Source organism: Croceibacterium segetis (assembly GCF_011320115.1).
In the GTDB taxonomy this organism is placed as follows: Bacteria; Pseudomonadota; Alphaproteobacteria; order Sphingomonadales; family Sphingomonadaceae; genus Croceibacterium_B; species Croceibacterium_B segetis.
Genome location: NZ_JAANOZ010000001.1, coordinates 126,921 through 153,309, shown reverse-complemented (window position 1 = coordinate 153,309; position 26,389 = coordinate 126,921). Strand labels below are relative to the sequence as shown.

Below are 26,389 nucleotides of genomic sequence, written 5' to 3'. Positions count from 1 at the left end.
GCTTGCGGATTTGCCGAAGCGTGCGGAAGTGGTCGGACCGCCCTTCCCATCCTCTTGCCACCCGCTATAGGGGCACCCGCTGCTGGGGCGTAGCCAAGCGGTAAGGCACCGGTTTTTGGTACCGGCATGCGCAGGTTCGAATCCTGCCGCCCCAGCCAGCCTTCCGCTCAGTCCGTTAGCTCGATCCACACAGGCGCGTGGTCGCTGGTCTTTTCCCACCCGCGCACCTGCAGATCGACCTCGGCGCGGACCAGGCGGCGCGCGAGATCGGGCGTGAGCAGGAAATGGTCGATCCGCAGCCCGGAGTTGCGGGCGAAGGCGTTCCGGAAATACTTCCAGAAGGTGTAGATCGTCTCGTCCGGATGGAGCGCGCGAACGGCGTCGGTCCAGCCTTGCTCGACCAGCCGGAACCACGCCGCGCGGACCTCGGGCGCGAACAGCGCGTCGTCGAGCCAGCGCTCGGGCGCGTGGACGTCCTGCTCGGTCGGCATGACGTTGAAGTCGCCGGCCAGCACCACCGGCGCGCCGCAGGCGAGCAAGTCGGCGGCGCGCGCCGTCAGCCGCTCGAACCACTTGAGCTTGTAATCGAACTTCGGCCCCGGCCGCGGGTTGCCGTTGGGCAGATAGATCGATGCGACGACGAGCCCGTTGATCGCTCCCTCGAGGTAGCGGCTGTGGCTGTCGTCGGGGTCGCCCGGAAGTCCGCGGCGGCTCTCGTGGATTTCGCCGACGCGGCTGAGAATCGCCACGCCGTTCCAGCTCTTCTGGCCGTGCCAGACGACGTCGTAGCCGAGATCGCGGATAGCCTGTTCGGGGAACTTCTCGTCGGGCGCTTTCAGCTCCTGCAGGCAGGCGATGTCGGGCCGCGATCCTTCGAGCCAGCGCAGCAGCACCGGCAGGCGGCCGTTGACGCCGTTGACGTTGTAGCTGGCGATCTTCACGCTTCGGCGCCCTCGAAGACTTGCTCCAGCGCCGCCAGGCTCAGCTCATGCCCGAGTTGCTCCCGGGTACACTGGTCGGGCCGCTTGTCGGGCCGCCAGCGCAGGAACGTGGTGCCGTGGCGGAAGCGGCCGCCGGTGACCTGGTCGTAAGTCACCTCGGCGACGAGATCGCCTTTCAGCGAGACCCACTCGGTGCTGCGTCCGTTGCTCCATCGGCTCGCTCCGCCCGGCGAGCTGCCGGTGAACGGCGATGGTCCTTCGTCGCGGGCGAGCTTCTTCGCCAGCGCCGCGCGATCCTCGTCCGAAAAGGAGCTGGTAAAGCCCACATAATCGAGCTTGCCGTGCTTGTCGCGGAGCCCGAGCAGCAGCGAGCCGACGCCGTTCTTGCCCTTGCGGTAGCCCCCGACGACGCAATCCGCGGTGCGCTGCTGCTTGACCTTGACCATGGCCCGCTCGCCCGGCTGGTAGGGACCGTCGAGCCGCTTGACGACCACACCGTCGAGCGCCTTGCCGCTGCGCTCGAACCACTCGGCGGCAACGCGCGGATCGAGGGTGGCCGGCGAAAGGCGCAGACGCGGCGCCGAGGCCTTTCGCATGAACCTCTCGAGCGCCGCGCGCCGCTCGGTGAGCGGCCTTTCAAGCAGGCTCTCGTCGCCCACCTGCAGCGCGTCGAACAGCATCAACTGGGCCGGAGTCTCGCGCGACAGCTTCGCGATCCGCGATGCCGCCGGGTGCAACCGCATTTGCAGCGCGGCGAACGAGAGCACGTCGCCCAGCGGCAGCACCAGCTCGCCGTCGAGGACGAAGCGCGCTTCATCCAGCGCCAGCAGGGCCTCGGCGATCTCGGGAAAGTAGCGCGCCAGCGGCTTGCCCGACTTGCTCATCAGCTCGACCGCGTCGCCATCGCGGAAGGCGAGGCAGCGAAAGCCATCCCATTTCGGCTCGAACTGCCAGCCCTCGCCTTCAGGAATCCTGCTCGCCAGCCTGGCTTCCATCGGGGGCTTATCGAGCGGGACTGCCAAACCGGGGAACGCGCGCGCCATGGCAAAGGAATGCCGTTTGCGCGATGGCGGTTCCTTGAGCTAGGTCGATCGACCATGGAACCGGACCTTCGCCTCGCCTTCTTCAAGCTCAACGTACCCGAGATCGTCCCCGCGCTGGCGTTCTGGCGCGAAGCTTTCGGCTTCGAAGTCGCGCAGACCTTCGACGAGGCCGAGTTCCACGAGAAGGTACTCGCGCTGCCGGCTCATGCGGGAGGACCCAGCCTCATGCTCGTCGCTTACAAGGACGGGCGCGACGTCACGGTCGGCCACGGCCACGGCGCCGTCGGCATCCAGACCAGCGACATCGCCGCGGCCCACGAACGGGCTCTTTCGGCCGGAGCGCAAAAGGGCACCGGGATCATCACCGTCGGCGACGGCATCAAGGTCGCCGTGTTGCACAGCCCGCAGGGGCACGAAATCGAGCTCGTTCAGCTCCCCGGCTGATCGACCGGCTCGCTGTATTCCTCGGCGAAAATCGAGATCGTCCGGTAGTTCGGATCCTGCAGCACGCTCGATAGCAGGAAGCTCGCCGCCGCCTCGCGCCGCGGATCGGTGCCGTGATCCTTGCGGTACCACAGCAGGCGCCAGTTCTCGAGCGGGTAGAGCATGATCACGTTCTCGCGCATCTCGGGCTGCAGGATGGCGTCGGCGAACGAGGAGATGCCCATCCCCCGATCGAGCATCGCCCCCAGCACGTCGTAGTACTGGGTATGGCCGATGACATGCCGCGGGCGAATGCCGTGGCGTTCGAAGAAGCGCAGCATGTCCTGCTCGCGGCCGTGCGCCGCCAGCGGCATGATGAACGGCAAGGTGCTGATCTCGTCGGGCGCCAGCGGCAGCTGCTTGCCTTCGGCGAACTTGCGGTGGCCGTAGATTCCGCCGCGCACGAGCGCGAGCTGGCGAAAGTAAGGCTCGACCGAGCGGTCGGCGCGGCGGTGAATCAGAGCGAAATCGTAGCGGCCGTCTTCCAGGTCGCGGGCCAGGTCCGGACTCGGCGGCTGCGCTTCGAACTCGAGCTCGACCCGCGGGTGCCCGGCGAAGAACCGGTCGAGCTTGGGGCGAATGTAACCGTCGAGCATGCCCTGCCCGACGAGCACGCGATAGAGCGCCGGGTCCTCGGCTTCCGCCGCCCTCCGGCGGTGTGACGCAAGCGCCTCACCCGCAGCCTGAAATGTGCGCAGGTCGTCGAGAAAGGCCATGCCTTCGCTGGTCACCGTCGGACGCTGTCCAGGCCGGCGGGTGAACAAGGCGACACCGAGCTGCTGCTCGAGCGCCTTGATCTGATTGCTCACCGAAGCCTGTGAAATACCGAGACTTTCCGCACTTCGGCGGAAGCTTCGCGTGGCGCACAGGCTGGCGAAGACGTCGAGCTGACGCAACGTGAAAGGTAAGCTGGCCATTATCCCTCCCCCGATTACCCATAACTAGAAGTGAATGCCCTGTCATCACTTTGCGATGCGTTGCTTCGAAGCGCGATTTGCCTGGAAACGGCCTTCGAAAAGATAAGTGACCATGGGGAGGGAATTGCATGAGGTTCATCGCCAAAGCCGCCGGCATGTCCGCGACGCGGGGATTGCTTACCGGAGCCAGCCTGGCCGCGCTTGCGTTGGCCGGCACGCCGGCGCTGGCCGAAGAGGCCGCCGCCGATACGGCCGCCGCCGCCGCCGACGAACAGCCTGCGGATTCATCGCCCACTCAAACCGCGGCAGCGGATGGCAAGGAAATCGTCGTCACCGGTTCGCGGGTGGTCACCAACGGCATGGATTCACCGGTGCCGGTCACCGCGGTGGCAGCGGAAGAACTCACCAAGATGGATCCGACGGCGCTGATCAACAGCGTCAGCCAGCTGCCGCAATTCTACAACAACCAGACTCCCGTCAGTTCGAACTTCTTCCTGCGCGGCGGCACCGGCAACCTCAACTTGCGCGGCCTGGGCGCCAACCGCACGCTTACCCTGCTCAACGGACGGCGCTTCCCGTCCTCGAGCGCCTTCGGCGGCGTCGACATCAACCTGTTTCCCGAAGCCATGATAAAGGGCATCGAAACCGTGACCGGCGGCGCCTCCGCCGCGTACGGCACCGATGCCGTCGCCGGCGTGGTCAATTTCCTGCTCGACACCAATTTCACCGGCCTGCAGGCCGACCTGCAAGGCGGCTTCACCGACCGTGACGACGGCTACAATTACGAAGCCAAGCTTGCCTGGGGCTTCAATGTCGGTGAGCGCGGGCACATCCTTCTGGCCGGATCGAAGGCCTCGATGGAAGGCATCCACACGCTCCGCGGGCGCGACTGGTACACCAGCACCGGCTCGGTTCAGATCAACGGCGTGTGGACCGACTTTGCCAACGTCCACTCCATGAGCGCATCGTTCGACGGCATAATCTCGGCGCCGGGGAAGGTGATCAATGGTCTGGCGTTCGATCGCAATGGCAATTACGCGCCATTCGTTCCCGGAACCGTGACTCAGGGTGTAGTCGGCGGCACCGGCCCGAACGCCGGACGAACCGTCGGCGGCAGCGGCGACGACCTCAACAGCGAAGTCTTTACGCTCTATCCGGACACCGACCGCTACTCGATTTTCGCCTACGGCGACTACGAAGTGAGCGACAACATCAAACTGTTCGCGCAATACGTGCGCGGCTACAATCATCAGTTCCAGTACAACAACCCGCGCGCCTCGCTGCAGGGCTCACCGACCGCGATCACGATCTTCCAGGACAACGCGTTCCTGCCGGATTCGCTGCGCCAGACGATGATCGCCAACAACATCGCCTCGTTCCAGTTGCGGCGCGACGGCAGCATCCTCGACATCGGTGACGTGTGGTTCGCCGATCGCACGACGCAGGACGTCGGCACCGCCGGCTTCAATGCCGAGATCGGCGGCGACGGCTTCCTGAGCGGGTGGAAAGTCGACGGCTTCTACCAGTACGGCCACAGCCGGCGCGTCTGGGACCAGTACACGCTGCGGGTCGATCGGATTTTCGCGGCGGTCGATGCGGTGCGGGATGCAAACGGCAACATCGTGTGCCGGGTATCGACCGTCGCAGCGGGCGCGGCCGCGTTCCCGGGATGCCAGCCGCTCAATCTGTTCGGGCGCGGCAATGCGTCGTCCGAAGCGATCGATTACGTGCTCGGTAACGACCCCGGCACGCACGTCGACACCCCGCTTTACTTCGCCAATCTGGGCTACACCGGCGAGACCCTGTCCTACGACGCGGTCGCACCCAAGCGGAACATCACCACCTTCGTCCAGCACCTGGCCGAGGTCTCGGCGCACGGCAATCTCTTCGATGGCTGGGCGGGCCCCATTTCGCTTGCCGTCGGCGCATCGTACCGCAAGGAAACGATTCGCCAGGTGGTGCAGGACACCGCCAACCGGGCCTCGGACTTCACCGGCGCGTTCCATCCGGTGATGTGCGACAACGCGGCCCTCGGCCTTCGCGGGGCCAATCCGGCCGACTGCGCCGGCAATACCGTGGCATTCCAGTTTTCCAAGGTCTCCAACATCCAGGGCGCGTCGGACGTCAAAGAGGCTTTCGGCGAAATCTACATTCCGTTGCTCGACACCAAGGCGATCCATGCGAATGCGGACGGCGCGGTACGCTGGGCCGACTATTCGGGATCGGGCACGATATGGGCCTACAAGGGGGGCCTTGAAGTCGGCCTGTTCGACTTCGTCCGCTTCCGCGGGACCTATTCACGCGACGTCCGCGCCGGCAACCTATCGGAACGCTTCGACAAGACCGGCGGTGTGGGCAACGTCACCGATCCGCGAACCGCGGCGGACAACCCCGCCTGGGGCGGAAAGACCTACCAGATCACGATCTTCTCCGGGGGCAATCCGAACATCAAGCCGGAGCAGGCCGATACCTACACCCTCGGCGCGGTGGTCACGCCTTCGTTCCTGCCCGGACTTTCGGCGTCGGTCGACTGGTACAAGATCCAGATCAAGGATGCGATCGCCACTGTCGGCACCAACGAGGTGGCGCGGCAGTGCCTGATCGGCGGCGATCCCCAGTTCTGCAATCTCGTCACGCTCGACCCGGCGGACAACAACAAGATCATCCTGGTCGGCAATCAATTCGTCAACGTCGCCGCATCGCGCGTGCAGGGGATCGATGCGGAAATCGACTACCGCACGAGCCTGAGCCTGTTCGGTGGTGGCGATGAAAGTCTCGCGACGCGCTTGTTCATGACCTGGCTGCTCGACCGCACCGACATCGGGGCACCTACCGCCGTCAACCCGACCGGGTTGGTGACGCAGTTCGATGGCTTGACCGGCATCGCCCCCGATACCGGCGCCGTGGGCCTGTTCCCGCACTTCAAGGGAACCGGGAACGTCACTTATTCGAACGGTCCGTTCTCGGTCTTCTTCCAGGGCCGCCTGATCGGCAAAGGCAAACGGACATACCTGTTCGGGACGGTGCCTGCCGAAGAGGGAGTGAACATCGCCGACAACTCGGTGCCCTCAGTGTTCTACGCCGACTTGCGGCTCAGCTACGAGGTACCGATCGGCGGCTCCACGATGCAGATCTGGGGATCGGTCACCAACCTGTTCGACAAGGCCCCGCCGGCGACGGGTTACTATTCGACCTTCACCGGCGCATCGGCGCAGTACAACGCCAGCCTCTTCGACGTGCTCGGGCGGCGCTACACCGTCGGCGTCAAGTTCAAGCTCTGAGCAATCCCGCCCGGCCACCCAGGGGCCGGCAGGATAACGGGGCCGTCAGGCGGCGGCGGAGCTCCCTTCCTCCGCCGCCTGGCGCTTCGTGCCGATTGCGAGGATGGCGATCAGCACCGAAACGAGCACCGCGGGCACGGCGATCAGCAGCATGAGCGTGCTCAGCGGCAAAGCCGCCTTGAGCGCGATTCCGCCGAGGTAAGGGAAGAGAATGCCTCCGAAACGTCCGACGCCGCTGGCCCAGCCCATCCCGCTGCTGCGCATGGTCGGCGGATAGCCGAGCGTGGCGAGGGTGTTGAGCCCGGTCTGCCCGCCCACCTGCGCGAAGTTCCATGCCATCAGCGCACCGACGAAAATGCCCAGGCCGAACGGCAGCCAGCCGAGCGCGGCAATCGCCGCCGCATCAATGAGGAAGAAGCCGCAGATCAGCCAGTACGGGTTGGTGCGCGCCATGAACCAGCCCATCGACAGCGTGCCGATCGATCCGCCGATGAAAGCGATCATCAGGAACTTGGCGAATTGCTGGATCGGCACCCCGCCCAGCTCCTGGAAATAGGTCGGCAGCCAGTTCGCCAGCAGCGCGATGTTGCCGAGCGAAAGGAAGCAGGTGGCCCACAGGATGACCGTCTGCAGGCGGTAGCGGCGGCTCAGAATGGCGCTCGGGCCCGTCTTGGCGCCGGCCGGCTGCTCGGGACCGTAGTGGAAGCGCTCGAAGCCGGTGAACACGATCTCGCGGTCGACCTTGCGGATGATCCGCGCGATCTTGGGGTCGACCGGGTCGCGGCTGACGCGGAAGGCAAGCGATTCAGGGACGAGCCACATCAGCGGCAGCGCGACCAGCGGCAGGATCCCGGCGAGCCAGAAGCCGACCTGCCAGCCGTAGATGTCGAGCAGCCAGGCCGCGACACCGCCGCTGGCGATGTTGCCGCCCGACAGGAACACCAGCGAGACCGACATGAACGGCGAGCGCATTCGCGCCGGCGTCACTTCCGAAAGCAGCGTGAGTCCGATCGGAAACGCTCCGGCGAGAAATATCCCTGCAAGCCCCCGCAGCGCCGCCAGTTGCAAAAGCGATGTGGCGAACGCCCCGGCGAAGGACAGCAAGCCGAATCCGGCCAGGCAGGCGACGAGCATCGGCTTGCGGCCGATCTTGTCGGCCAGCGGCGGCATCGTGAAAGCACCCGCGGCGAGGCCGATCTGCTGCCAGGTGAACACCATCGTCATGTCGACCGGCTGCCCGCCGAGCCCCCGCGCGACCGCCGGGGCGATCTTGCCGAGGAAGTACATGTCGAAACCGTCGATGAAGAGGACGATCGAACAGACCACCAGCATGGCAATCTCGCGCCGGCCGATCGCCCGCGCGTCGATGAAGGCGGCAACGTCGAAACGGTTGTCGGCCGTTGCCGGACTGCTGGCCATGCGTAACCTCTCCCACCCCTTGTCGAAAGCGAGAGTGGAGCGCCGCCGGACCCGCGTCAATCGCCGGATGCGGTGGGCTGGGGATGGTGCGGCACGAGGATCATCGTCTGTCCTTCGACCCGCCACGAGGCGAGGCGCGAGAGCACGTTCATGCCGATCACGTTGGTCGGGCCCAGCCCGGGCGCGATGATCGCGTCGATGCCGCGCGCGGCGACGTTGCCGAAGCGCAGCTCGTCGATCGTGGTCAGCTGCGCGGCGACGGCGCCGTTGGCGGTCTGCATGCGCACGGGAATGCCCGCTCCGCGCGGCTCGAGCCCGAGCCGGTCGGCAGTCTCGGCGGAGACCGCGGTCACCGTAGCGCCGGTGTCGACCAGGAAGCTCGCCGGGATGCCGTTGACCGTGGCGCGGATCCAGTAATGCCCGTCGGGCGCCAGCGGCACCCGGGTCTCGCGGCCTTCGACGACCTGCTCGGGCAGCCCGAGCTGCGGCACCGCCATGTCGAAGCGCGAATCCAGCCGTGAAAGCTGCAGCACCACCAGCAGCAGCACCCCCATCAGCCCGAGCGTGCTTACGCTCCTGAGCGTGCGGCCGAGCGCGGGCACGCGGCGGATCACCAGAGAGCCGAGCAGCCCGAGCGCCATCGCCACGAGTGCCGCCAGCATCAGCTGCGATTGCGGCAACGCGCGGATGTTGTGCTCCAGCTGGTCCCAGATCGAGGCGAAGTCCATCACCGCTATATAGTCCGTCGAGGCTTGCTTTGCGATGAGCGGATCAGGCGGCCGGCGGGCGTCCGTAGCTCGGCGCAGGACCGATCACGACACCGCCGGGCCAATCGAGCAGGTCTGCCGCGGCGGCGAAGGTCGATTGCAGGAATTGCTGCACCAGAGCGTCGGGATCGTCCGCCTCGCGTAGCGCAGCATAGGGCAGCAGGAACTCGCCGAGCTGGGCGTTCCATGTCGCTCCGGCGGGCTCGACCGGCGCGCCGGCAAGTCCCTCCGGCGTCGGATAAGCGTAAGCGTAGAACGCCGCTTCGTCGAAGCCGCCGCCGCCGGGCCAGAAGCCTGCGCTGATGACTTCATGGCTGTAGGCTTCGCGAGTCACGCCGTCGGGCAGATGAGGAACTCCGCCGGGATGGCGAGGCGCCTTACGCCCCGAGAAGCGCGTCACCGCCAGGTCGAAACTGCCCCAGAACAAGTGGCTCGGCGATGTCTTTCCTCGGTAGAGCGAACGGAAGGCGTTGAAATTTCGGTCGGCGCACAGGAACGCGCCATGCAGACGGCGCGCCGCGTCCGCGTCCCACTCGCGCGGGCGGGCATCTGAAGCGAAGGGCAGCGGATCGGGCATCTCGTTGGGCGCGCCGTAGAGCGGCGCCGGCAAGCCGAGCGCGGCTAACAGCGCCCCAAGTCCGCGATGAACCTCGGCGACAGTCTCGCCACCGATGGGCAGACTTTCCCGCGCGCCGTTTTCGCATTCGACGCGGATGGCGCCGTCGAGGAAGTCCAGTTCGACGGTGAAGTGGCGCTCGCCCGCCGGCAGCGAGCGGGTGATCGCCCCGCGCGGCGTGATCCGCAGCGCGACGTGCCAGCCGTGGTTGAGCCAGGGCTGCAGCCGCAGCGGCAGCTTGCCGATCAGTTGCAGCAGCAGGTGAAGCGTCTCGATCGTGCCCTTGTCGGCAGCGTAATCGAGGCGCGGCCAGCCGTTCACGGCGCCCCGCGCGGGATCGTCCAGTCGGCCAGGATCAGTGAAAAACGTCCTTCGCCGTCGAGCCACCGCCGCGCCGGCGTCCAGCCGCCGGCGAGGAGAAGCGTGTTCTGGCTGCGCAGGTCGAACTTGTGGCTGTTCTCGGTGTGGATTGTCTCGCCCCGGCGCAGCGCGAAGCGGCGGCCGGAGACTTCGAATTCAAGGTCCTCCAGCGCCTCGAGGTGCATCTCGATCCGTGCGTAAGTGTCGTTCCAGCGCGCGACGTGGCGCAGCTTGTCGAGCGGCAGGGTGCCGCCGAGTTCGCGGTTGATGCGCCGGGCGAGGTTGAGGTTGAACTCGGCGGTCACCCCCTTCGCATCGTCGTAGGCCGCTTCGAGCACGGCGACGTCCTTGATCAGGTCCATGCCGATGAGCAGTTGCGAGCCCTGCCCAAGCGTCGCCCGCATCGAGCGCAGCAGGTCGACGGCGGTGCGCGCGACCATGTTGCCGATCGTCGAGCCGGGGAAGAAGCCGAGCTTGGGCAGCTCGCGCACCGCCGGCGGAAGGGCGACTTCGCGCATGAAGTCGGCCTCGACCGGATAGACCGGCAGATCGGGAAACTTGGCCGCCAGGTCGTCCGCCGCGGCGCGCAGGAAGTCGCCCGAGATGTCGAGCGGAACGTAGGCCGCCGGCTCGATGCAGGCGAGCAGCAGCGGGGTCTTGACCGAACTGCCCGAGCCGAACTCCACCACCGCCCTGCCCGGCCCGATCAACTCGCGGAATTCGCCGCAGCGCTCGCTGAGAATCTCGGTTTCGGCGCGGGTCGGATAGTATTCCGGCAGGCGGGTGATTTCCTCGAACAGCTCCGAACCCGCGTCGTCGTAGAGCCAGCGCGCCGGGACCGCCTTCTGCGGCTGCACGAGCCCGGCGAGGACATCGGCACGAAACGCGGTCGCCACGCCGTCGTCGTCGAGCTCGACGAGCGCCAGGCCCTCCCCGGTGGCCATCAGAGGTCCTTCGCCAGGCGCAGCCCGGTGAACTGCCAGCGCTGGTGGGGGTAGAAGAAGTTGCGGTAGCTCGCCCGCGAGTGCCCGCGCACCGTCGCGCAGCTCGCGCCGCGGAGCACGAACTGGCCGGACATGAACTTGCCGTTGTATTCGCCCACCGCGCCCGCGGCAGGGGCGAAGCGCGGGTACGGCAGGTAGGCCGAGCGGGTCCATTGCCAGCAGTCGCCGAACAGCGAGGGATCGCCGATCGGCAGCGGCGGGCCCGCGCCGTCGAGCTGGTTGCCCGACGCGGGATCGCGGCCCTGGGCGATCGCTTCCCACTCGAATTCGGTCGGCAGCCGTGCGCCGGCCCAGGTGGCGAAGGCATCGGCCTCGTAATACGAAACGTGCGTCACCGGCGCCCACGGGTCGCGCCTTTGCCAGCCGCTGTGGGTGAAGTGCTCGCCTTCGTACCAATATTCCGGCGCCTCGATGCGCTTGCGGCGGACCCAGTCCCAGCCGTCGGAAAGCCACAGCGACGCGGTCCTGTAGCCGCCGTCGGCGACGAACTGCTCCCATTCGCCGTTGTTGACCAGCCGCCCGGCGAGCGCGAACGGTTCGAGCAGCACCCGGTGCGCGGGCCCTTCGTTGTCGAAGGCGAAGCCGTCGCCCTGGTGGCCGATCAAGGCGATACCGCCGGGATGCTCGTGCCAGTCGGGCTGGCCGCCGGTCCGCTCGACCTCCGCGGGCGCTTCCCACATCGCCGGCCCGAGCGGATTCTGCGCCAGGGCATGCTTGATGTCGGTCAGCAGCAGCTCCTGGTGCTGCTGTTCATGCGCCAGGCCGAGCTCGATCAGCGGCGCGTGCAGGGGATTGGCGAACAGCGAAGTCATTTTCTCGTCGACGTGTGCGCGCCACTGGCAGATCTCCGCCATGCTCGGACGCGAAAGCATGCCGCGCCGCGGCCGCGGGATGCGCTCGCCTTCGGCCTCGTAATACGAATTGAACAGGAACGACCAGCGTTCGTCGAACAGCCGGTAGCCGGGCGAGCGATCGCGCAAGAGGAAGGTCTCGAAGAACCAGCTGGTGTGCGCGAGATGCCACTTGGCCGGCGAGGCGTCCGGCATCGACTGGATCGTGGCGTCCGCTTCGCTCAGCGGCGCGCACAGCGCCTCGGTCAGCTGGCGCGTCGCGCGATAACGCTCGGCCAGCGGAAGGGCAGCGCCGGCGGGCGCCTGGGCATGGGCTTCGGGCACGAAAATCTCCCCGGCAGTCCGCGGCCATGATGGCGGAACACCGCGAGGAAGAAAAGACTACGGGCCTGTTTTGTTTCCGTCAGGCCGCGCGGCGCACCTGGTTGCGGCCGTTTTCCTTGGCTTCGTAAAGCGCGGCGTCGGCCCGCCTCAGCAGGGTCTCGACCGTGTCGCCCTTGCGCAGCAACGCCAGGCCGATGCTGATCGTCGCGGCGGGGCAGCTGGCCCGTTCGGTGCCCTGGGCGATCGCCCGGCATACCCGCTCCGCCAGCGCCCGCGCCTCGCGCCCGCCGATACCCGAGAGGATGCAGACGAATTCCTCGCCGCCGATGCGGCCGACGAGATCCTCGGCCCTGATCTGGGCGCGGGCGATCTCGGCGATCTTGCACAGGACTTCGTCGCCGGTCTGGTGCCCGTACGTGTCGTTGATCAGCTTGAAGTGATCGATATCGAACATCAGCACCGCCAGCGGCTCGTCGATCTCGAGCGAGCAGGTCATCATGCTTTCGAGCCAGCCGATCGTCGCGCGGCGATTGGCGAGCCCGGTCAGCGGATCGGTCTTGGCGAGCTTTTGCGCTTCCGCGGCCTGCTCGATCGCCTGCTCGCGCGCGCGCTTGAGGGCCTGCTCGCGGCGGACTTGCTCGGTCACGTCCATCGCCACCGCGAACAGCGCGATGCGAACGCCGTCGGGATCGAATTCGTTGCACACGTTCATCTTGAGGATGTGCTCGCTGCCATCGGGATGCGTGACCGAATATTCGAAGCTGTAGGGAATGCGGGTCTCGCAGTGCTCGGCCAGCTTGGCGAACAGCTCCTCGCCCCCGTCGGGCAGAAGTTCGCGGATGTCGCCCGGGTCGGGCGCGAGATCGGGCGAAAGGCCGTTCAGCTCGAGCATCTTCTCAGACCAGTTCTGCGCGCCCGTCTCGAGGTCGTATTGCCAGCGGCCGATACCGGCGAGCGTCTTGGTGAGGTTGAGAATCGTCAAGTTGGCGCGCAGCTCGTCGTTGCTCCAGCGCAAGCCCTGCTCGAGACGGTCGCGCGTGAGCAGCATCGCCGCGAGCGGCAAGGCCGTCGCGAGCATCAGCAGCATCTGGCCTTGCAGGATCAGCGCCGCGGTGAATGGATCGGCATCGAGGTAAAGCGAGGGGCTGTGGCCACCGAGGCTGACGACCATGCCCATGGCCGCATAGGCGATCACGCCGCATGCCGCGGCGAGCTGGCCGAAGCGGAAGACCGCGAAGACGATCGCCACGAACAGGATCGGGGTTGCTCCGCGCACCGGGCTGGCGAAGACCAGAGCGCCGAGCGCCGTCATGCCGGCGACGGCGAAGACAAAGTCCCAGCGGCGCCCACCGCGCCAAGAGCGTACGTCCTGGTCGCCGAAACCGAGCCAACGCCTGAGATACAGAAGCACCGGCGTTGCGGTGAGGACCGCGAGCACGCTCGAAAGGAACCAGTGAAAAGGCGCTCCGATATTGGGGATGGGAACGAACATGAGGGAGATTAGGCTTCCGGCGGCACAGCCCAGCAGCGCGGCGCCGAACAACCCCGCCACGTGCCCAAAGGTCTGCGGGCTCTTGGCCCGTCCACCAAGGACCCGAATACCGAGGTAAGCGCAAAGGAGCGCCTCGACCCCGTTGGCAAAGGCAATTCCCGATGCCGGGACGAAAGGCACGCCGCGCCACATCGCGTACAGGACTTGCATGGTGAACAAGGTGCCGAGGAGCCACGGCCATCGCTTCCGCGGCGTGGCATAGACGCTGGCGACGTGAACACCGGTCGGCAGCCACAAGAGCAGCATGGCGCCGCCCTTGTCGCGCAGCGTCGTCGACGCAAACGCGAGAGCGATCCACAGCAGCCCCGCAATCAGCGGGCCGCGAATCTGGGCGAGCCGAGCCACGTCTTTCTGTCCCCTTGTGGGGGATCATAAAGAATCGAGGTTAAGCCATTCCTTCCGCCGGAGCGGGAAAAGCGCATTTCTTCAAGCCGCGTGCTTGTGCCGCTCGCCCGCTTCGAGGTTGAGCATTTCGGCCAGCAGGAACGCCAACTCGAGCGACTGCGCGGCGTTGAGCCGCGGGTCGCAATGCGTATGATAACGGTCGGCCAGCCCGGCGTCGGTGATCGCCACCGCACCGCCGGTGCATTCGGTCACGTCCTGCCCGGTCATTTCGACGTGGATTCCGCCGGCATGGGTGCCCTCGGCGCGATGGACCGCGAAAAAGCCGCGCACCTCCCCGAGAATGCGGTCGAACGGGCGCGTCTTGTAGCCGCTGTCGGACTTGATCACGTTGCCGTGCATCGGGTCGCAGCTCCACACTACCGGATGCCCTTCCGCCTTCACCGCGCGAACCAGCTTGGGCAACCCGGCCTCCACCTTGTCGTGTCCGAAGCGGCTGATCAGCGTGATTCGCCCGGGCTCGCGGCCCGGGTCGAGCGTGTCGAGCAGGCGCAGTAGAGCATCGGGCTCGAGGCTGGGCCCGCACTTCATGCCGATCGGATTGCCGACGCCGCGCAAGTACTCGACGTGCGCGCTGCCTTCGAAGCGCGTGCGGTCGCCGATCCACAGGAAGTGGGCGCTGGTGTCGTACCACTTGCCGGTAAGCGAATCCTGCCGCGTCATGGCCTGCTCGTACGGCAGCAGCAGCGCCTCGTGACTGGTGTAGAAGCTGGTCGACTTGAGCTGCGGCACGGTTTCGGGATCGATCCCGCAGGCTTCCATGAAGTCGAGCGCCTCGCCGATCCGGTCGGCAACGTCCTTGAATTTCTCGGCCCAGGCGCTGCGGCCCATGAAATCGAGCGTCCACTTGTGGACCTGGCGCAAGTTGGCGTAGCCGCCGTTGGCGAAGGCGCGCAGCAAGTTGAGCGTCGCGGCGCTCTGCGAGTAGGCGCGGATCATCCGCTGCGGGTCGTTGACCCGGGCCTCGGCGTCGAATTCGATGCCGTTGACGATGTCACCGAGATAGCTCGGCAGCGTAACGTCGCCCTGGGTCTCCGTCGCGGCGCTGCGCGGCTTGGCGAATTGCCCGGCCATGCGCCCGACCTTCACCACCGGGCGCTTGCTGGCGAACGTCAGCACCACCGCCATCTGCAGCAGGACGCGGAAGGTGTCGCGGATGTTGTTGGCGTGGAACTCGGCGAAGCTCTCGGCGCAATCGCCGCCCTGCAGCAGGAAGCCGTGGCCGGCGGCGACGTCGGCCAGCTGAGTCTTCAGCTCGCGCGCCTCGCCGGCGAAAACCAGCGGCGGGAAGTTGGCGAGCACGGCCTCGGTGCGGGCAAGCTCGGCCGCGTCCTCGTACAGCGGCAAGTGCTTCGCTTCGCGCTTCTTCCAGCTGTCGGGAGTCCAGGTCTCTGCCACGTCACGTTCCAAGCCTTGCGGGAAGGCGCGCATGTAAGCGCTGCCCCCGGGCATTGCAAAGGTTACATCTGGTATCGAATTGGCGCTAGTGGACGGTCACGTCACCCTTGGTTTCGGGCAGCACTTCGACGCGAAAAGCCTTGCCCGGCTGGAGGTATTTCGCGGCCAGCGCGCGCATCTCGGCCGGTGTCGAAACCGTGTAGTCGTTCATGATCGACGGCAGCAGGTTGACCCGGTTGGGATCGATGGTCGCCCCTTCGAGCTGGTTGAGCCAGAAGGTGTGCCCCGTCTCGAGCCGGTTGAGCAACTGGCGCAGCGGCTCGGTAGCCCGGGCGAGTTCGTCGGCTGTCGGACCGGTGGCCGCAAGATCGGCGGCGATCTTGTCGGCCGCTGCGAAGAACTCGGGCACCAGCTCGGGCGGGAGCTGGCTCATCGCCATCAGGCGCCCGCCGCTGTCGATGTCGAGGGGCCAGCTGGCCTGGACCTGCGGCGAATAGCTCGCCCCGGCCTTCTCGCGCATCGCCTCGAGCAGGCGGTTCTGGAACACCTCGCCGAGCAGCTCGAGCTTGCGGCTCTCGGGGAGCCGGGCCGAACCGCCGCCGGTAGGCCAGGCGACCACCGCGGCAGCCTGATCGGCCTCGCCGGTGTGATGCAGCACAACCGGCCGGGCGGTCGGGGCGGGGAACGTGAGCCCGCGCGCCAGCGCCGCGGCCGGGATCGGCTGGCGCGGCGGCAGGGCGCCGAAAGTGCGGTTGATCGCCTCGACCGTCGCCGCGGTGTCGATATCGCCGAACACGTCGACCTCGACCGGCCCCTGCTTGAGCAGCGGCTCCCACACCTTGCGGAATCCCGCGGCGCTCGCTGCGTCGAGCTCGGCCGGCGTGGGCGTGGCGTAGCGCGGATCGCGGTTGTTGAGCAGCCACTCGAGGTCGCGACCGAGAACGCTCGCCGGGTCGGTGCCGTAGCTCGGATAGGCGAGCTTGGCCGAAGCCCGCGCCCGCTCGATCGGCTTGGCATCCCACCGCGGCATCGCCAGCTTCGCCGCGAACAGGTAAAGCTGGTCGGCAAGATCTTCCTGCCGGGTAGCCGCGTTGAAGCCGAACGCGGCGTCCTTGATGTCGAACGCGAAGCCCATCTTGCGGCCGGTGGAGATGCGGTCGAGCGCATCCTGGTCGAGTCCGTCCTCACCGGCGCTAACCAGCGCCATCTGGCCGAGGCGGGCGTAGACCGCGTCCTGCGCCGAGAACGCGCGCGAGCCGCTGCCGAAGCGAACCCGCACAGTTACCCGTCCGGGCTCGTTGCCGCTGTTCCACACCATGGCGTGGACCCCGTTGGCGTAATCGAGCTGCTCGATATCGTAGATGCCGATCCTGCGCCGCGCGACGGGCGCCGCGGGCTTGCCGATCGGCGGCAGCTCAGCGAACGACACAGGCTTCGCCGCGGTGCGCGAAGGATCCTCCGCCACCGCCGTCTCATGCATCGCCGCGGCGAGCGTGGCGGCGTCCGCCTCCCCCGCTTCGGGCGTCAGATAGACGGCACGCAGCACGGTGCCGGTGAAGAGCTCCTTGGTATGGGCGAACACTTCGGCGGGGGTGAAGCGAGCCTTCATGTCGCGGAACACCTGCAGGAACAGCGCCGGGCTGCCCACCGCTTCGCGAATATCGACCGCGTTGACCACATCGTCGGCCATGGCCGCGCCAGCCTGCACGGCGGCCTGCTGAACCTGATTGGCAAACGCGACGTCGAGCTCGGCCACTTCGCGGTCGATCTCGGCCTGCGTCGGCGGTTGGGAGAGCGCCCCGGCGATCACCCCGCGCACGTCCTTCAACGCCGAACGCCAGTCTTCCGACAGGGGGACGAACGAAATCGTCGTGGCGTTCGCCGAGCGGTTGATGTTCTGGTTGTCGACCGAGGCGACGAGATAATTCGCGCTGCCGCGGGCACGGGCCTCGAGCCGCCGGTTGATCACCGCCATGGCGACCGCGTCGATCAGGTTGCCGCGGTTGTATTCGAGGTTGTCGATCACCTGGTGGTAGGGCCGCAGGTAGGCATAGTTGAACCCGCGCGGCTGGCCCGACTCGACGACCACCTTGGTTTCGCCCACCGGATTGGCGGGGTCGGTGCCCGGAGGGGCCTTGGGAGCGCCGAAATCGGGCGCGGCGGCCGGCTTGCCGGCGACTTGCCAATCGGCCCACCACTTCTCGACCAGCGAAGCGAGGTATTCGCGCGGATAGTCGCCGACGACGACGATCACCGTGTTTTCCGGACGGTACCAGCGGTCGTGGAATGCCCGCACCGACTGCGGCGTGGCTGCCTGCAGCGTCTCGACGGTACCGATCGGCGGGCGGTCGGCGAGCAGTTGCCCGGCGAACAGGGTCTCGCGCGATGCTTTGGCCACTCGCTCGTCGGCGCCAGTCCGCTCGCGCCGCTCGGCGAGCACGATCGGCACCTCGGTGCGCAAGTTCGAATAGGACAACGCCGGCGCCTCGATCATGCCCGAGAGCAGCTTCATGCTCTCGTCGAGCGCCGGGCGGCTGACGTTCGGCAAGTCGAGCTTGTAGACCGTCCCGGTCGGCGTGGTCTGGGCGTTGGTGTCGCTGCCGAAGCTGGCGCCGAGCCGCTGCCAGGTCGGGATCGCCTCGTTGTTGCCGAGATACTTCGATTCCCGGAAGGTCAGATGCTCGATCAGGTGCGCGTAGCCCTGCTCGCTCTCCGTCTCGTAAAGCGAGCCCGCGTCGATGCGGATGCGGATCGAGACTTGCCCCGGCGGCACGCTGTTTTGCCGCACCGCATAGCGAATGCCGTTGGGCATCTCGCCGAACAGCCACTGCGGATCGGCCGGGATGTCGGTGCCGCGGTAGATCCACGGGTCGTTCGGCCTGGCGTACCGCGGCGGCGCCAGGGCGGGTGCGGCAGCGGCGTTGGGTAACGGAGCGACCTGTTGGGCTGCGGCGGGCAGCTGGGCAAAGAGGAGGAGGGGAACGAGAGCGCGGGCGACGCGCGGGAGCAAAGGCATTCGGCCCCATAACGGCTGGGGCGATGAAGGGACAGTGAATATAGCCGCGCTTGGCCCGTAAGTAGGCGCGAGCGCTTGCCCGCGAGGCGCGCCGTGCCTACATCACCGCCATGTTCATAGAGACCGAAACAACGCCCAACCCGGCGACGCTCAAGTTCCTCCCCGGGCAGCAGGTCATGCCCGCCGGCACGCGCGAGTTCACCACGCCCGAGGCGGCCGAGGCCTCGCCGCTGGCCGAAGCGCTGTTCGATACCGGCGAAGTGACCAACGTGTTCTTCGGCGGCGATTTCGTCTCTGTCACCGCCGCACCGGGGGCCGACTGGTCGGCGCTCAAGCCGCAAGTCGTGGCGGTCCTGCTCGACCACTTCGTCAGCCAGGCGCCGCTGTTCGCCGGCGGCGATGCGAGCGGTTTCGCGGTTCCTTCCGAGCCCGAAGTCGACGACGACCCGGCGGACGCCGAGATCGTCGCGCAGATCCGCGAGCTGATCGAAACTCGCGTCCAGCCGGCGGTCGCCGGCGACGGCGGCAATATCGAGTACAAGGGCTTCCGCGACGGCGTGGTCTACCTGCAGATGCAGGGCGCGTGCTCCGGCTGCCCGAGCTCGACCGCGACGCTCAAGCACGGCATCGAGGGATTGCTCAAGCACTACGTGCCCGAGGTCACCGAAGTCCGCGCCGCCTGATTGCCGAGGATTCCCAGCATGGCCGAACCGCTTCCCGATTCCGCGCTCGACCAGCTGTTCCGCTCCGCGCGCAGCTACAACGGCTGGCTCGACAGGGACGTCACCGAGGAGCAGATTCACGCAATCTACGAGCTGGTGAAGATGGGGCCGACCTCGGCCAACCAGCAGCCCGCGCGGATCGTCTGGTGCAAGTCGCCCGAAGCCAAGGCGCGGCTGGCGCAATATGCCATGCCGGCCAACCAGCCGAAGATCGCCAACGCCCCGGTCTGCGCGATCCTGGCCATGGACCTCGAGTTCCACGAGCAGCTCCCGTGGCTGTTCCCGCACACCGATGCCCGCAGCTGGTTCGCCGGCAACGAGGAGCTGCGCCGGGCCAACGCCTTCCGCAATTCGTCGCTGCAGGGCGCCTACCTGATGCTCGCCGCGCGCGCGCTCGGGCTCGATTGCGGGCCGATGTCGGGCTTCGATAACGCCGCGGTGGACGCCGAGTTCTTCGCCGGCGAGCCGAACTGGAAGAGCAACTTCATCTGCTCGATCGGCTACGGCGATCCGGCGAGCATCTTCGGCCGCAGCCCGCGGCCCGACTTCGACACCTTCAACCGCATCCTCTGAGGCGTGCGAACGCTCGCGATAGACTGCGCGACCGAGGCCTGCTCGGCGGCGCTGTTCGAAGGCGACGCCTTGCTCGATGGGCGCTACGAAATCCTCGGCCGCGGCCACGCCGAGCGGCTGGTCACGATGATCGCCGAACTGCCGGGCAAGGGCCGCGCCGAACGAATCGTCGTCTCGCTCGGCCCGGGCAGCTTCACCGGCGTGCGCATCGGCCTCGCCGCCGCCCGCGCGCTCGGCCTCGCGTGGCGGGCCGAAGTGCTCGGCTATCCGACGCTGGCGCTGGTTGCGGCCATGGCGCGCGCGCGGCATCCGGGGGCCGTGACTGTGTGCATGAGCGGCGGCCATGGCGAATGGTTCGTGCAGGCGTTCGGCGCCGATGGCAGAGCCGTCGGCGCGCTCGCCTCGCTCGCGCCCGCGCAGGCCGCCGAAGCCGCCACGCGCCCCATCGTTGCCGGAAGCCAGGCGGAGGCGCTGGTCGCTCTTCGAGGCAGCGGCACGGCCTTGGCGCTGCTCCCCGACGCGCGCGAATTTCCGCTCCTCCCGCCCGCTGTTCTCGACAGCGACCTGACCCCGATTTACGGTCGCGCTCCGGATGCCAGGCTGCCAGGGGCGGGTGCATGATCGAGGAGCAGATCGACGACCTCGACCGGATCATGGCGGTCATGCAGGTCGCGTTCGATCCGGCCTTCGGCGAAGCCTGGAACCGCCGCCAGGTGAGCGATGCACTGATACTGCCCAGCACCCATTACGTCCTCGCCGGGCCGGATGGCGACGAACCCGCCGACGGGGCCACGGCGGTCGGCTTCGCGCTCTCGCGCGGCGTGCTCGATGAGGAGGAGCTGCTGCTGATCGCGGTCGATCCTGCCTATCGCGGCCGCGGTATCGGCGCCGCGTTGCTCCAGCGCTTCATCGAAACGGCCGAGGCGCGCGGCAAAGCCCGGCTGTTTCTCGAAATGCGCGAGGGCAATCCCGCCGATTCGCTTTATCGGCGCGCGGGATTCGAGCCCATCGGCCGGCGTCGCAATTATTATCGCCGCGCTTCGAAAGGACCGCTCGACGCGATTACGTATCTTCGGTCCAAATCGGATTTGTCAGTTCTTGAGAAGTAACGATCGTTAAGAAGCTCAAGCCGCGCGCTCTTGTAAAGAATCGCCCGCATCCGTATCAGCCTCGCATCAGGGAAAACGGGAGTCGCCGGATCGCGGAAGAAACCGCGACCCATTCGTAACAGGGAAAGATCGGACAAATGGACGAAGCAGCAGCAGAAATACATGACATGTTGATAACTCACACCACCGATATCGTGGTTTCCTACGTTGCCAACAATTCGCTTGGGGCGGACGACGTCTCCTCGCTGATCCGCGACATTTACGGGACGCTCGCCGCCCTCGGCCAGGAAAACGCCGCGCCCGAAGCGCGGCCCGATCCGGCGGTGTCCGTCCGTTCGTCGATCAAGCGCGACCACATCGTCTGCCTCGAAGACGGTAAGAAGATGAAGATGCTCAAGCGTCACCTGATGACCGATCACGGCCTGACGCCCGACGAATATCGCGCCCGCTGGGGCCTCGCCTCGGACTACCCGATGGTGGCCCCCGACTATGCCGACAAGCGCCGCGACCTCGCCAAGAAGATTGGCCTCGGCCGCAAGCCCGGCCAGCGCCGCGGTCGGCACAAAAAAGCGAGCGCCTGAGCGCGGCTTGAGATGAACGCTTGGGACCGGTAAGGTCCCAGGCGTCGTCCATTCGCGAGAGGCAAATTTGCACCAGGCCATCGACCTCGAAGCGCTGTGTGCCGAGCGCGGCCTCAGGATCACCGAGCAGCGCCGGACCATCGCCCGCGTACTGTCGGATAGCGAGGACCATCCCGACGTCGAGTTGCTGCACAAGCGCGCCTCGGCGATCGATCCGAAGATCTCCATCGCCACGGTCTATCGCACGGTGCGTCTGTTCGAGGACGCCGGGATCCTCGACCGCCACGATTTCGGCGACGGCCGCTCGCGCTACGAAGCCACACCCGAGGCGCATCACGACCACTTGATCGACGTCGAGACCGGCAAGGTCGTCGAGTTCGTCGATCCCGAACTCGAGGCGCTGCAACGGCAAATCGCCGAGAAGCTCGGCTACCGGCTGGTCGACCACCGGATGGAGCTCTACGGCGTCCGCCTCGATCGCGAAGACTGAGCCGTCCTTCGAAACGCCTCCTCCATGCTTCGACAAGCTCTGCTTTCCGGAGGCTCCTCAGGATGAGCGAGTCATTTCAAAATTCCGCTCACCCTGAGGAGGGACTGGGCGCAACCCCGCCAGGGGCGAAGTCGAAGGCCCGTCTCGAAGGGCTCGGCTGGCGCTGGCTGCTCGTCGTCGCGCGCGTGGCCGCCATGTTGGTGTGGACGGCGCTCGTCGTCCCGCTCCATCTTTTCGTTCGCCTTTTCGGCCAGCGCTGGCTCATCCCGCCGACGTACCTGTGCGGGCTCGGCTGGTTCGCCGGCCTGCGCTTCACCGTCGAAGGCAAGCCGCGGGTGCACGCGCTGCTGCTAGCCAATCACCTCAGCTGGCTCGACATCATGGCGCTCGCCGCGGCCTCGCGCACCGCGTTCGTCGCCCACTCCGGCCTCAGCATCTCGCCCGCGCTCAAATGGCTGTGCGACCAGAACGGCACGGTGTTCATCACCCGCGACCGCCGCCATACGATTGCCGGGCAGATCGCCCAGGTCCGCGAGGCGCTCGGCGAGCGGCGGCTGACGATCTTTCCGGAGGGGACCACCAACGACGGGCGCGAGATGCTGCCGTTCAAGAGCTCGCTGCTGTCGGCGCTGGAGGACCTGCCGGCGAGCATTCCGATCCAGCCGGTGGCACTGATCTACGACGAGCCCGAGGAGATCGCCTGGGTCGGCGCCGAACCCGGCTTGCGCAACGCCGCCACCATCCTGTCGCGCACCCGCCCGGTCCACCTGACCGTACGCTTCCTGCCGGCGCTGGCCGGCCCCGCCCTCGCCGATCGCAAGACGATGGCAGCGGCAGCGCGCGGCGCGATCGAGCGCGCACTGGCGCTTTAAATCCGCCGCGCCATGGCTTACAGGCGCGGCCCCATGCCTACACGCGAGCATCCCAGGACCTTCAGGGTCAAGAGCCTCGGCTGCCAGATGAACGTCTACGACGGCGAGCGGATGGCCGAACTGCTGGCCGACCAGGGCATCGCCCCCGCCGTCGACGGGCAGGACGCGGACCTCGTCGTGCTCAACACCTGCCACATCCGCGAGAAGGCCGCGGAAAAGGTCTATTCGGACATCGGCCGCCTGGTGAAGGCGGGCGGCGACAATCCGCCGATGATCGCGGTCGCCGGGTGCGTCGCGCAGGCCGAGGGCGAGGAGATCATGGCCCGGGCTCCGGCGGTCGGCATGGTCGTGGGCCCGCAGGCTTACCACCGCCTGCCGGCGATGATCGCCAAGGCCCTTCGCGGCGAGCGGGCGACCGACACCGACATGCCGGCCGACGCCAAGTTCGCCGCCCTGCCCCCGCGCCGCCGGGTGGCACCGAGCGCGTTCCTCACGGTGCAGGAGGGCTGCGACAAGTTCTGCACTTACTGCGTCGTCCCCTACACCCGCGGCGCCGAAATCTCGCGGCCGTTCGGCGAGCTGGTGGCCGAAGCGCAGCGTCTGGTCGAGGCCGGCGCGCGCGAGGTGACGCTGCTCGGGCAGAACGTCAACGCGTGGCGCGGCGAGGACGCCAAGGGCTGCGCGACCGGCCTAGACGGCTTGATAAGAGAGCTCGCCAAGCTCCCGGATTTGCAACGAATTCGCTACACCACAAGCCATCCCGCCGACGTCACCGATGGCCTCATCGCCGCCCATGGCGAGATCGACAAGCTGATGCCCTATCTGCACCTGCCGGTGCAAAGCGGCAGCGACCGCGTGCTCAAGGCGATGAACCGCAGCCACACCGTGGACGGGTATCTCCGGCTGCTCGAACGCTTCCGCGCCGCGCGGCCCGACATCGCGCTCAGCGGCGACTTCATCGTCGGCTTCCCGGGCGAGTCCGAGGCCGAGTTCGGCGAGACGCTCCGCCTGGTCGAAGCCGTCGGCTATGCCCATGCCTTCAGTTTCATGTATTCGCCCCGCCCGGGCACGCCGGCGGCAGCGATGAACGGCCAGGTCGCCCGCGAGGTGATGGAGGAGCGCCTGCAGCGCCTCCAGGCCGCGCTCGGCCGCCATCAACTGGCGTTCAACCAGGCTTCGGTGGGGAGCCGATGCGCTGTGCTGGTCGAGCGCAAGGGCAAGAAGCCGGGCCAATGGCTCGGCAAGTCGCCGTGGCTGCAATCGGTGTTTTTCGAGGGCGACGCGGCGATCGGCGACCTCGTCGAAGTCGAACTGGCCGCCGCGGGGCCCAATTCACTGGCTGGTGAATTGCTCGTCCCGGCAGCCGCCTGAATGGCGGCCGCCGGTTCGAATTCAGGCTTACCAGAAGAAGCGGTTGTAGACCCTGATCACGCGGCCGTTGCGCGCGTTGATCAGCAGGACGTCATGGCCGTGGCGCACGTACATCCGGTTGCGGCCGGGATACGGCAGGCGGTAGGTGTTGTAGTTGCCGATCCGGTAGCGTGAGCCCCAGAATGCGCGGTTTAGCGTCGTGCCGACCGCGACCTGGCGATAACGGTAGCCACGCGGCGCAACATAGGCGGGGCGGTGGTACACGCCGCGATGGGTCTGGCGATAGTCGCGCCAATCCCGTGTGGTTTCGCGTTGGTCGCGTCGGGTCTCGCGAGCGTCTTCGCGCGCTTCCTGGTAATCGCCCCGCGCCAAGTCGCGGTTAACTTCACGCTGGTCGTGCCTGACCTCGCGCTGGTCTCGGCGAACTTCGCCGGCGGTTTGCGCGCCGGCGATACTCGGGGCGAGCGCCGTGGCCGCAAGTGCGACAAGTAACAACTTACGCATTAGAACTTCCTTTCATGAAGATCATCAAACCAAACGTTTATCTAAGCGGCCGGTTTCATGAACACTTGGCAACGCTCGGGACAGCTGCCGTGCACAATGCTCGCGACGCACCGCAGGCGCACGGGACTGTGGGAAAGCGACGGTCCGGTCTCTCGGTTCGTCGGGCGACGGCTTGCGCGCCTCCGGCGGCGGCCTATCTTGGGGCTTGGCTCGACCGAACCCGGCCGCGCCCATGAAAGGAGCGCATGGCTCGTAAACCCGATCGCGCCGACGTTGAGGCGGCGCTGACGCATCCCGAGGATCGCCGCGACGCCCCGCGCCGCGCGCGCGCGGAGATCGCTTTCGACGAACAAGCGGTGCTCGGCGCCCTGTTCGGCGAATTCGACGCCAATCTCGTCCAGCTGGAGAACCGCCTCGGCGTGTACATCGGCGCGCGCGGCAACAAGATCGTCGTGGAAGGGCCGGTGGACGACGTCGCCCGCGCACGCGACGTGCTCAAGGGCATGCACCAGCGGCTGCTGACCGGGCAGGACCTCGATTCCGGCGCTATCGAGGCGCTCATCGCGATGTCCGGCGAGCCGACCCTCGAGGGAATCATCAGCGGGGAGGCCAAGCATCCGCCGATCATGATCCGCACCCGCCGCAAGACGATCGTCCCGCGCAGCGCGATGCAGGCGGAATACATGCGCCAGCTCGCCGGCAAGGACATGATCTTCGCGCTCGGCCCGGCCGGTACCGGCAAGACCTACCTCGCGGTCGCGCAGGCGGTCAGCCAGCTGATCACCGGCAGCGTCCAGCGCCTGATCCTCAGCCGCCCGGCGGTCGAGGCCGGCGAGCGGCTCGGCTTCCTTCCCGGCGACATGAAGGAAAAAGTCGATCCCTACCTGCGCCCGCTCTACGACGCCCTCTACGACTGCATGCCGCCCGAGCAGGTCGACCGGCGGCTCGCCAGCGGCGAAATCGAGATCGCCCCGATCGCCTTCATGCGCGGCCGCACGCTGGCCGACGCCTTCGTGATCCTCGACGAGGCGCAGAACACCACCCGCGAGCAGATGAAGATGTTCCTCACCCGCTTCGGCCAGGGTAGCCGGATGGTCATCTGCGGCGATCCCAAGCAGGTCGACATCCCCGGCGGCATCGAGATGAGCGGCCTTGCCGACGCGGTCGGGCGGCTCACCGGTGTCGAAGGCATCGCCGTCACGCGCTTCAGCGTCGCCGATGTGGTCCGCCACCCGATCGTCGGCCGCATCGTCGAGGCCTACGAGGGCAAGGACGCCTAGCCGCCGGTGGAACTCGACATCGATATCGAAGACCCGTGGCCAGCGGGCGAATGGCAGGAACGGAGCGAACTGGCGGCCACCGCATTGGCTCGGGTCGCGCCCGAACTCGGCAATCCGCGCCTCTCGGCCAGCCTGCTGTTCACCTCGGACGCCGAGGTTCACGCGCTCAACCGCGAATGGCGCCAGCGCGACAAGCCGACCAACGTGCTGTCGTTCCCGATGCTCGATCGCGCCGAACTGCTCGGGCTGGCAGCGGACGGGCCGCCGGTGATGCTCGGCGACGTGGCCCTGGCTTTCGAGACCTGCGCCCGCGAAGCTGGCGAGAAGGGCATCCCGCTCGAGCATCACGCGGCCCATCTGGTGGTTCACGGCCTGCTCCACCTGGCCGGTCACGACCACGAACTTGGCCCCGACCAGGCCGAGGTCATGGAGCGGCTGGAAGTGAAGGCGCTTGCGCTGGTCGGGGTGGCGGACCCATATGAGCCGCGCAACCAGGCAGTGGGGATCTAACGA

General features: G+C 67.2%; 24 protein-coding genes and 1 tRNA gene. 13 read left to right on the top strand and 12 right to left on the bottom strand.

Annotated features, from left to right (window positions below; genetic code table 11):
* The first annotated feature begins 83 nt into the window (after window positions 1-83).
* A tRNA-Gln gene (locus G7B69_RS00765) sits at window positions 84-158 on the top strand.
* Between the two features lie 9 nt (window positions 159-167).
* On the opposite strand, the gene xth is transcribed toward G7B69_RS00765, so the two are convergent.
* Both xth and G7B69_RS00755 read right to left on the bottom strand, forming a co-directional pair.
* Window positions 168-941, bottom strand: coding sequence for an exodeoxyribonuclease III (gene xth / locus G7B69_RS00760; protein ID WP_166175065.1), 774 nt, complete (start codon window positions 939-941; stop codon window positions 168-170).
* Entirely contained in the window at window positions 938-1,984 is a 1,047-nt protein-coding gene (locus tag G7B69_RS00755) for an ATP-dependent DNA ligase (RefSeq protein WP_166175063.1), read from the bottom strand. The genes xth and G7B69_RS00755 overlap by 4 nt, the downstream gene beginning before the upstream one ends.
* Before the next feature lie 54 nt (window positions 1,985-2,038).
* Between G7B69_RS00755 and G7B69_RS00750 the strand changes: the two genes are divergently transcribed.
* A complete protein-coding gene (locus G7B69_RS00750) occupies window positions 2,039-2,428 on the top strand; it encodes a VOC family protein (protein WP_166175060.1) in 390 nt (129 codons plus the stop codon).
* On the opposite strand, the gene G7B69_RS00745 is transcribed toward G7B69_RS00750, so the two are convergent.
* Window positions 2,413-3,384, bottom strand: a complete 972-nt coding sequence (locus G7B69_RS00745) for a LysR family transcriptional regulator (RefSeq protein WP_166175058.1) — start codon at window positions 3,382-3,384, stop codon at window positions 2,413-2,415. The two genes, G7B69_RS00750 and G7B69_RS00745, sit on opposite strands and share 16 nt — an antisense overlap.
* Before the next feature lie 128 nt (window positions 3,385-3,512).
* Between G7B69_RS00745 and G7B69_RS00740 the strand changes: the two genes are divergently transcribed.
* Window positions 3,513-6,665: a TonB-dependent receptor domain-containing protein gene (locus G7B69_RS00740; RefSeq protein WP_166175056.1), complete on the top strand. Its 3,153-nt coding sequence runs from the start codon at window positions 3,513-3,515 to the stop codon at window positions 6,663-6,665.
* A gap of 45 nt (window positions 6,666-6,710) precedes the next feature.
* On the opposite strand, the gene G7B69_RS00735 is transcribed toward G7B69_RS00740, so the two are convergent.
* The 8 genes from G7B69_RS00735 to G7B69_RS00700 all read right to left on the bottom strand — a co-directional run bounded on the left by G7B69_RS00735 (window position 6,711) and on the right by G7B69_RS00700 (window position 18,374).
* Complete coding sequence (locus G7B69_RS00735; protein ID WP_166175054.1) at window positions 6,711-8,084, bottom strand: MFS transporter; 1,374 nt, start codon at window positions 8,082-8,084, stop codon at window positions 6,711-6,713.
* 56 nt (window positions 8,085-8,140) lie between these two features.
* Window positions 8,141-8,812, bottom strand: a complete 672-nt coding sequence (locus G7B69_RS00730) for a retropepsin-like aspartic protease family protein (protein ID WP_166175052.1) — start codon at window positions 8,810-8,812, stop codon at window positions 8,141-8,143.
* Window positions 8,813-8,855: 43 nt separating this feature from the next.
* Window positions 8,856-9,788: a DUF5996 family protein gene (locus tag G7B69_RS00725; RefSeq protein WP_166175050.1), complete on the bottom strand. Its 933-nt coding sequence runs from the start codon at window positions 9,786-9,788 to the stop codon at window positions 8,856-8,858.
* A complete protein-coding gene (gene egtD, locus G7B69_RS00720) occupies window positions 9,785-10,771 on the bottom strand; it encodes an L-histidine N(alpha)-methyltransferase (RefSeq protein WP_166175048.1) in 987 nt (328 codons plus the stop codon). Before egtD ends, G7B69_RS00725 begins: the two co-directional genes overlap by 4 nt.
* Window positions 10,771-12,006 (bottom strand): ergothioneine biosynthesis protein EgtB, encoded by a 1,236-nt coding sequence (gene egtB, locus G7B69_RS00715; protein WP_166175046.1) that lies wholly within the window; start codon window positions 12,004-12,006, stop codon window positions 10,771-10,773. Before egtB ends, egtD begins: the two co-directional genes overlap by 1 nt.
* Before the next feature lie 79 nt (window positions 12,007-12,085).
* A complete protein-coding gene (locus G7B69_RS00710; protein WP_166175044.1) occupies window positions 12,086-13,903 on the bottom strand; it encodes a sensor domain-containing diguanylate cyclase in 1,818 nt (605 codons plus the stop codon).
* 81 nt (window positions 13,904-13,984) lie between these two features.
* Complete coding sequence (locus G7B69_RS00705; protein WP_166175042.1) at window positions 13,985-15,358, bottom strand: class II 3-deoxy-7-phosphoheptulonate synthase; 1,374 nt, start codon at window positions 15,356-15,358, stop codon at window positions 13,985-13,987.
* An 85-nt stretch (window positions 15,359-15,443) separates the two neighbouring features.
* Window positions 15,444-18,374, bottom strand: a complete 2,931-nt coding sequence (locus tag G7B69_RS00700) for a M16 family metallopeptidase (RefSeq protein WP_166175040.1) — start codon at window positions 18,372-18,374, stop codon at window positions 15,444-15,446.
* A 110-nt stretch (window positions 18,375-18,484) separates the two neighbouring features.
* Between G7B69_RS00700 and G7B69_RS00695 the strand changes: the two genes are divergently transcribed.
* The 8 genes from G7B69_RS00695 to miaB all read left to right on the top strand — a co-directional run bounded on the left by G7B69_RS00695 (window position 18,485) and on the right by miaB (window position 24,092).
* Window positions 18,485-19,057 carry a NifU family protein gene (locus G7B69_RS00695; RefSeq protein ID WP_166175038.1) on the top strand — a complete coding sequence of 191 codons (573 nt, stop codon included), beginning with the start codon at window positions 18,485-18,487 and terminating at the stop codon, window positions 19,055-19,057.
* Between the two features lie 18 nt (window positions 19,058-19,075).
* A complete protein-coding gene (locus G7B69_RS00690; RefSeq protein WP_166175036.1) occupies window positions 19,076-19,669 on the top strand; it encodes a malonic semialdehyde reductase in 594 nt (197 codons plus the stop codon).
* A 3-nt stretch (window positions 19,670-19,672) separates the two neighbouring features.
* A complete protein-coding gene (tsaB, locus tag G7B69_RS00685; protein ID WP_166175034.1) occupies window positions 19,673-20,290 on the top strand; it encodes a tRNA (adenosine(37)-N6)-threonylcarbamoyltransferase complex dimerization subunit type 1 TsaB in 618 nt (205 codons plus the stop codon).
* Window positions 20,287-20,778, top strand: a complete 492-nt coding sequence (gene rimI / locus G7B69_RS00680) for a ribosomal protein S18-alanine N-acetyltransferase (protein ID WP_243414964.1) — start codon at window positions 20,287-20,289, stop codon at window positions 20,776-20,778. The genes tsaB and rimI overlap by 4 nt, the downstream gene beginning before the upstream one ends.
* Window positions 20,779-20,915: 137 nt before the next feature.
* Complete coding sequence (locus G7B69_RS00675; protein WP_166175032.1) at window positions 20,916-21,359, top strand: Ros/MucR family transcriptional regulator; 444 nt, start codon at window positions 20,916-20,918, stop codon at window positions 21,357-21,359.
* Window positions 21,360-21,426: 67 nt separating this feature from the next.
* The gene (locus G7B69_RS00670) at window positions 21,427-21,849 is read left to right on the top strand and encodes a Fur family transcriptional regulator (protein ID WP_166175030.1); all 423 of its coding nucleotides are present in this window, start codon (window positions 21,427-21,429) and stop codon (window positions 21,847-21,849) included.
* Window positions 21,850-21,911: 62 nt separating this feature from the next.
* Window positions 21,912-22,721: a lysophospholipid acyltransferase family protein gene (locus G7B69_RS00665; RefSeq protein ID WP_166175028.1), complete on the top strand. Its 810-nt coding sequence runs from the start codon at window positions 21,912-21,914 to the stop codon at window positions 22,719-22,721.
* Window positions 22,722-22,754: 33 nt separating this feature from the next.
* The gene (miaB, locus tag G7B69_RS00660) at window positions 22,755-24,092 is read left to right on the top strand and encodes a tRNA (N6-isopentenyl adenosine(37)-C2)-methylthiotransferase MiaB (RefSeq protein ID WP_166175026.1); all 1,338 of its coding nucleotides are present in this window, start codon (window positions 22,755-22,757) and stop codon (window positions 24,090-24,092) included.
* Between the two features lie 27 nt (window positions 24,093-24,119).
* Here the strand turns inward: miaB and G7B69_RS00655 are convergent, their stop codons facing one another.
* On the bottom strand, window positions 24,120-24,596 hold the full coding sequence (locus G7B69_RS00655; RefSeq protein WP_166175024.1) for an RcnB family protein: 477 nt from the start codon (window positions 24,594-24,596) through the stop codon (window positions 24,120-24,122).
* 245 nt (window positions 24,597-24,841) lie between these two features.
* Here G7B69_RS00655 and G7B69_RS00650 point away from each other — a divergent pair, with 245 nt between their 5' ends.
* Window positions 24,842-25,876: a PhoH family protein gene (locus G7B69_RS00650; RefSeq protein WP_166175022.1), complete on the top strand. Its 1,035-nt coding sequence runs from the start codon at window positions 24,842-24,844 to the stop codon at window positions 25,874-25,876.
* 6 nt (window positions 25,877-25,882) lie between these two features.
* Complete coding sequence (ybeY, locus tag G7B69_RS00645; protein WP_166175020.1) at window positions 25,883-26,386, top strand: rRNA maturation RNase YbeY; 504 nt, start codon at window positions 25,883-25,885, stop codon at window positions 26,384-26,386.
* The last annotated feature ends 3 nt before the right edge of the window (window positions 26,387-26,389 follow it).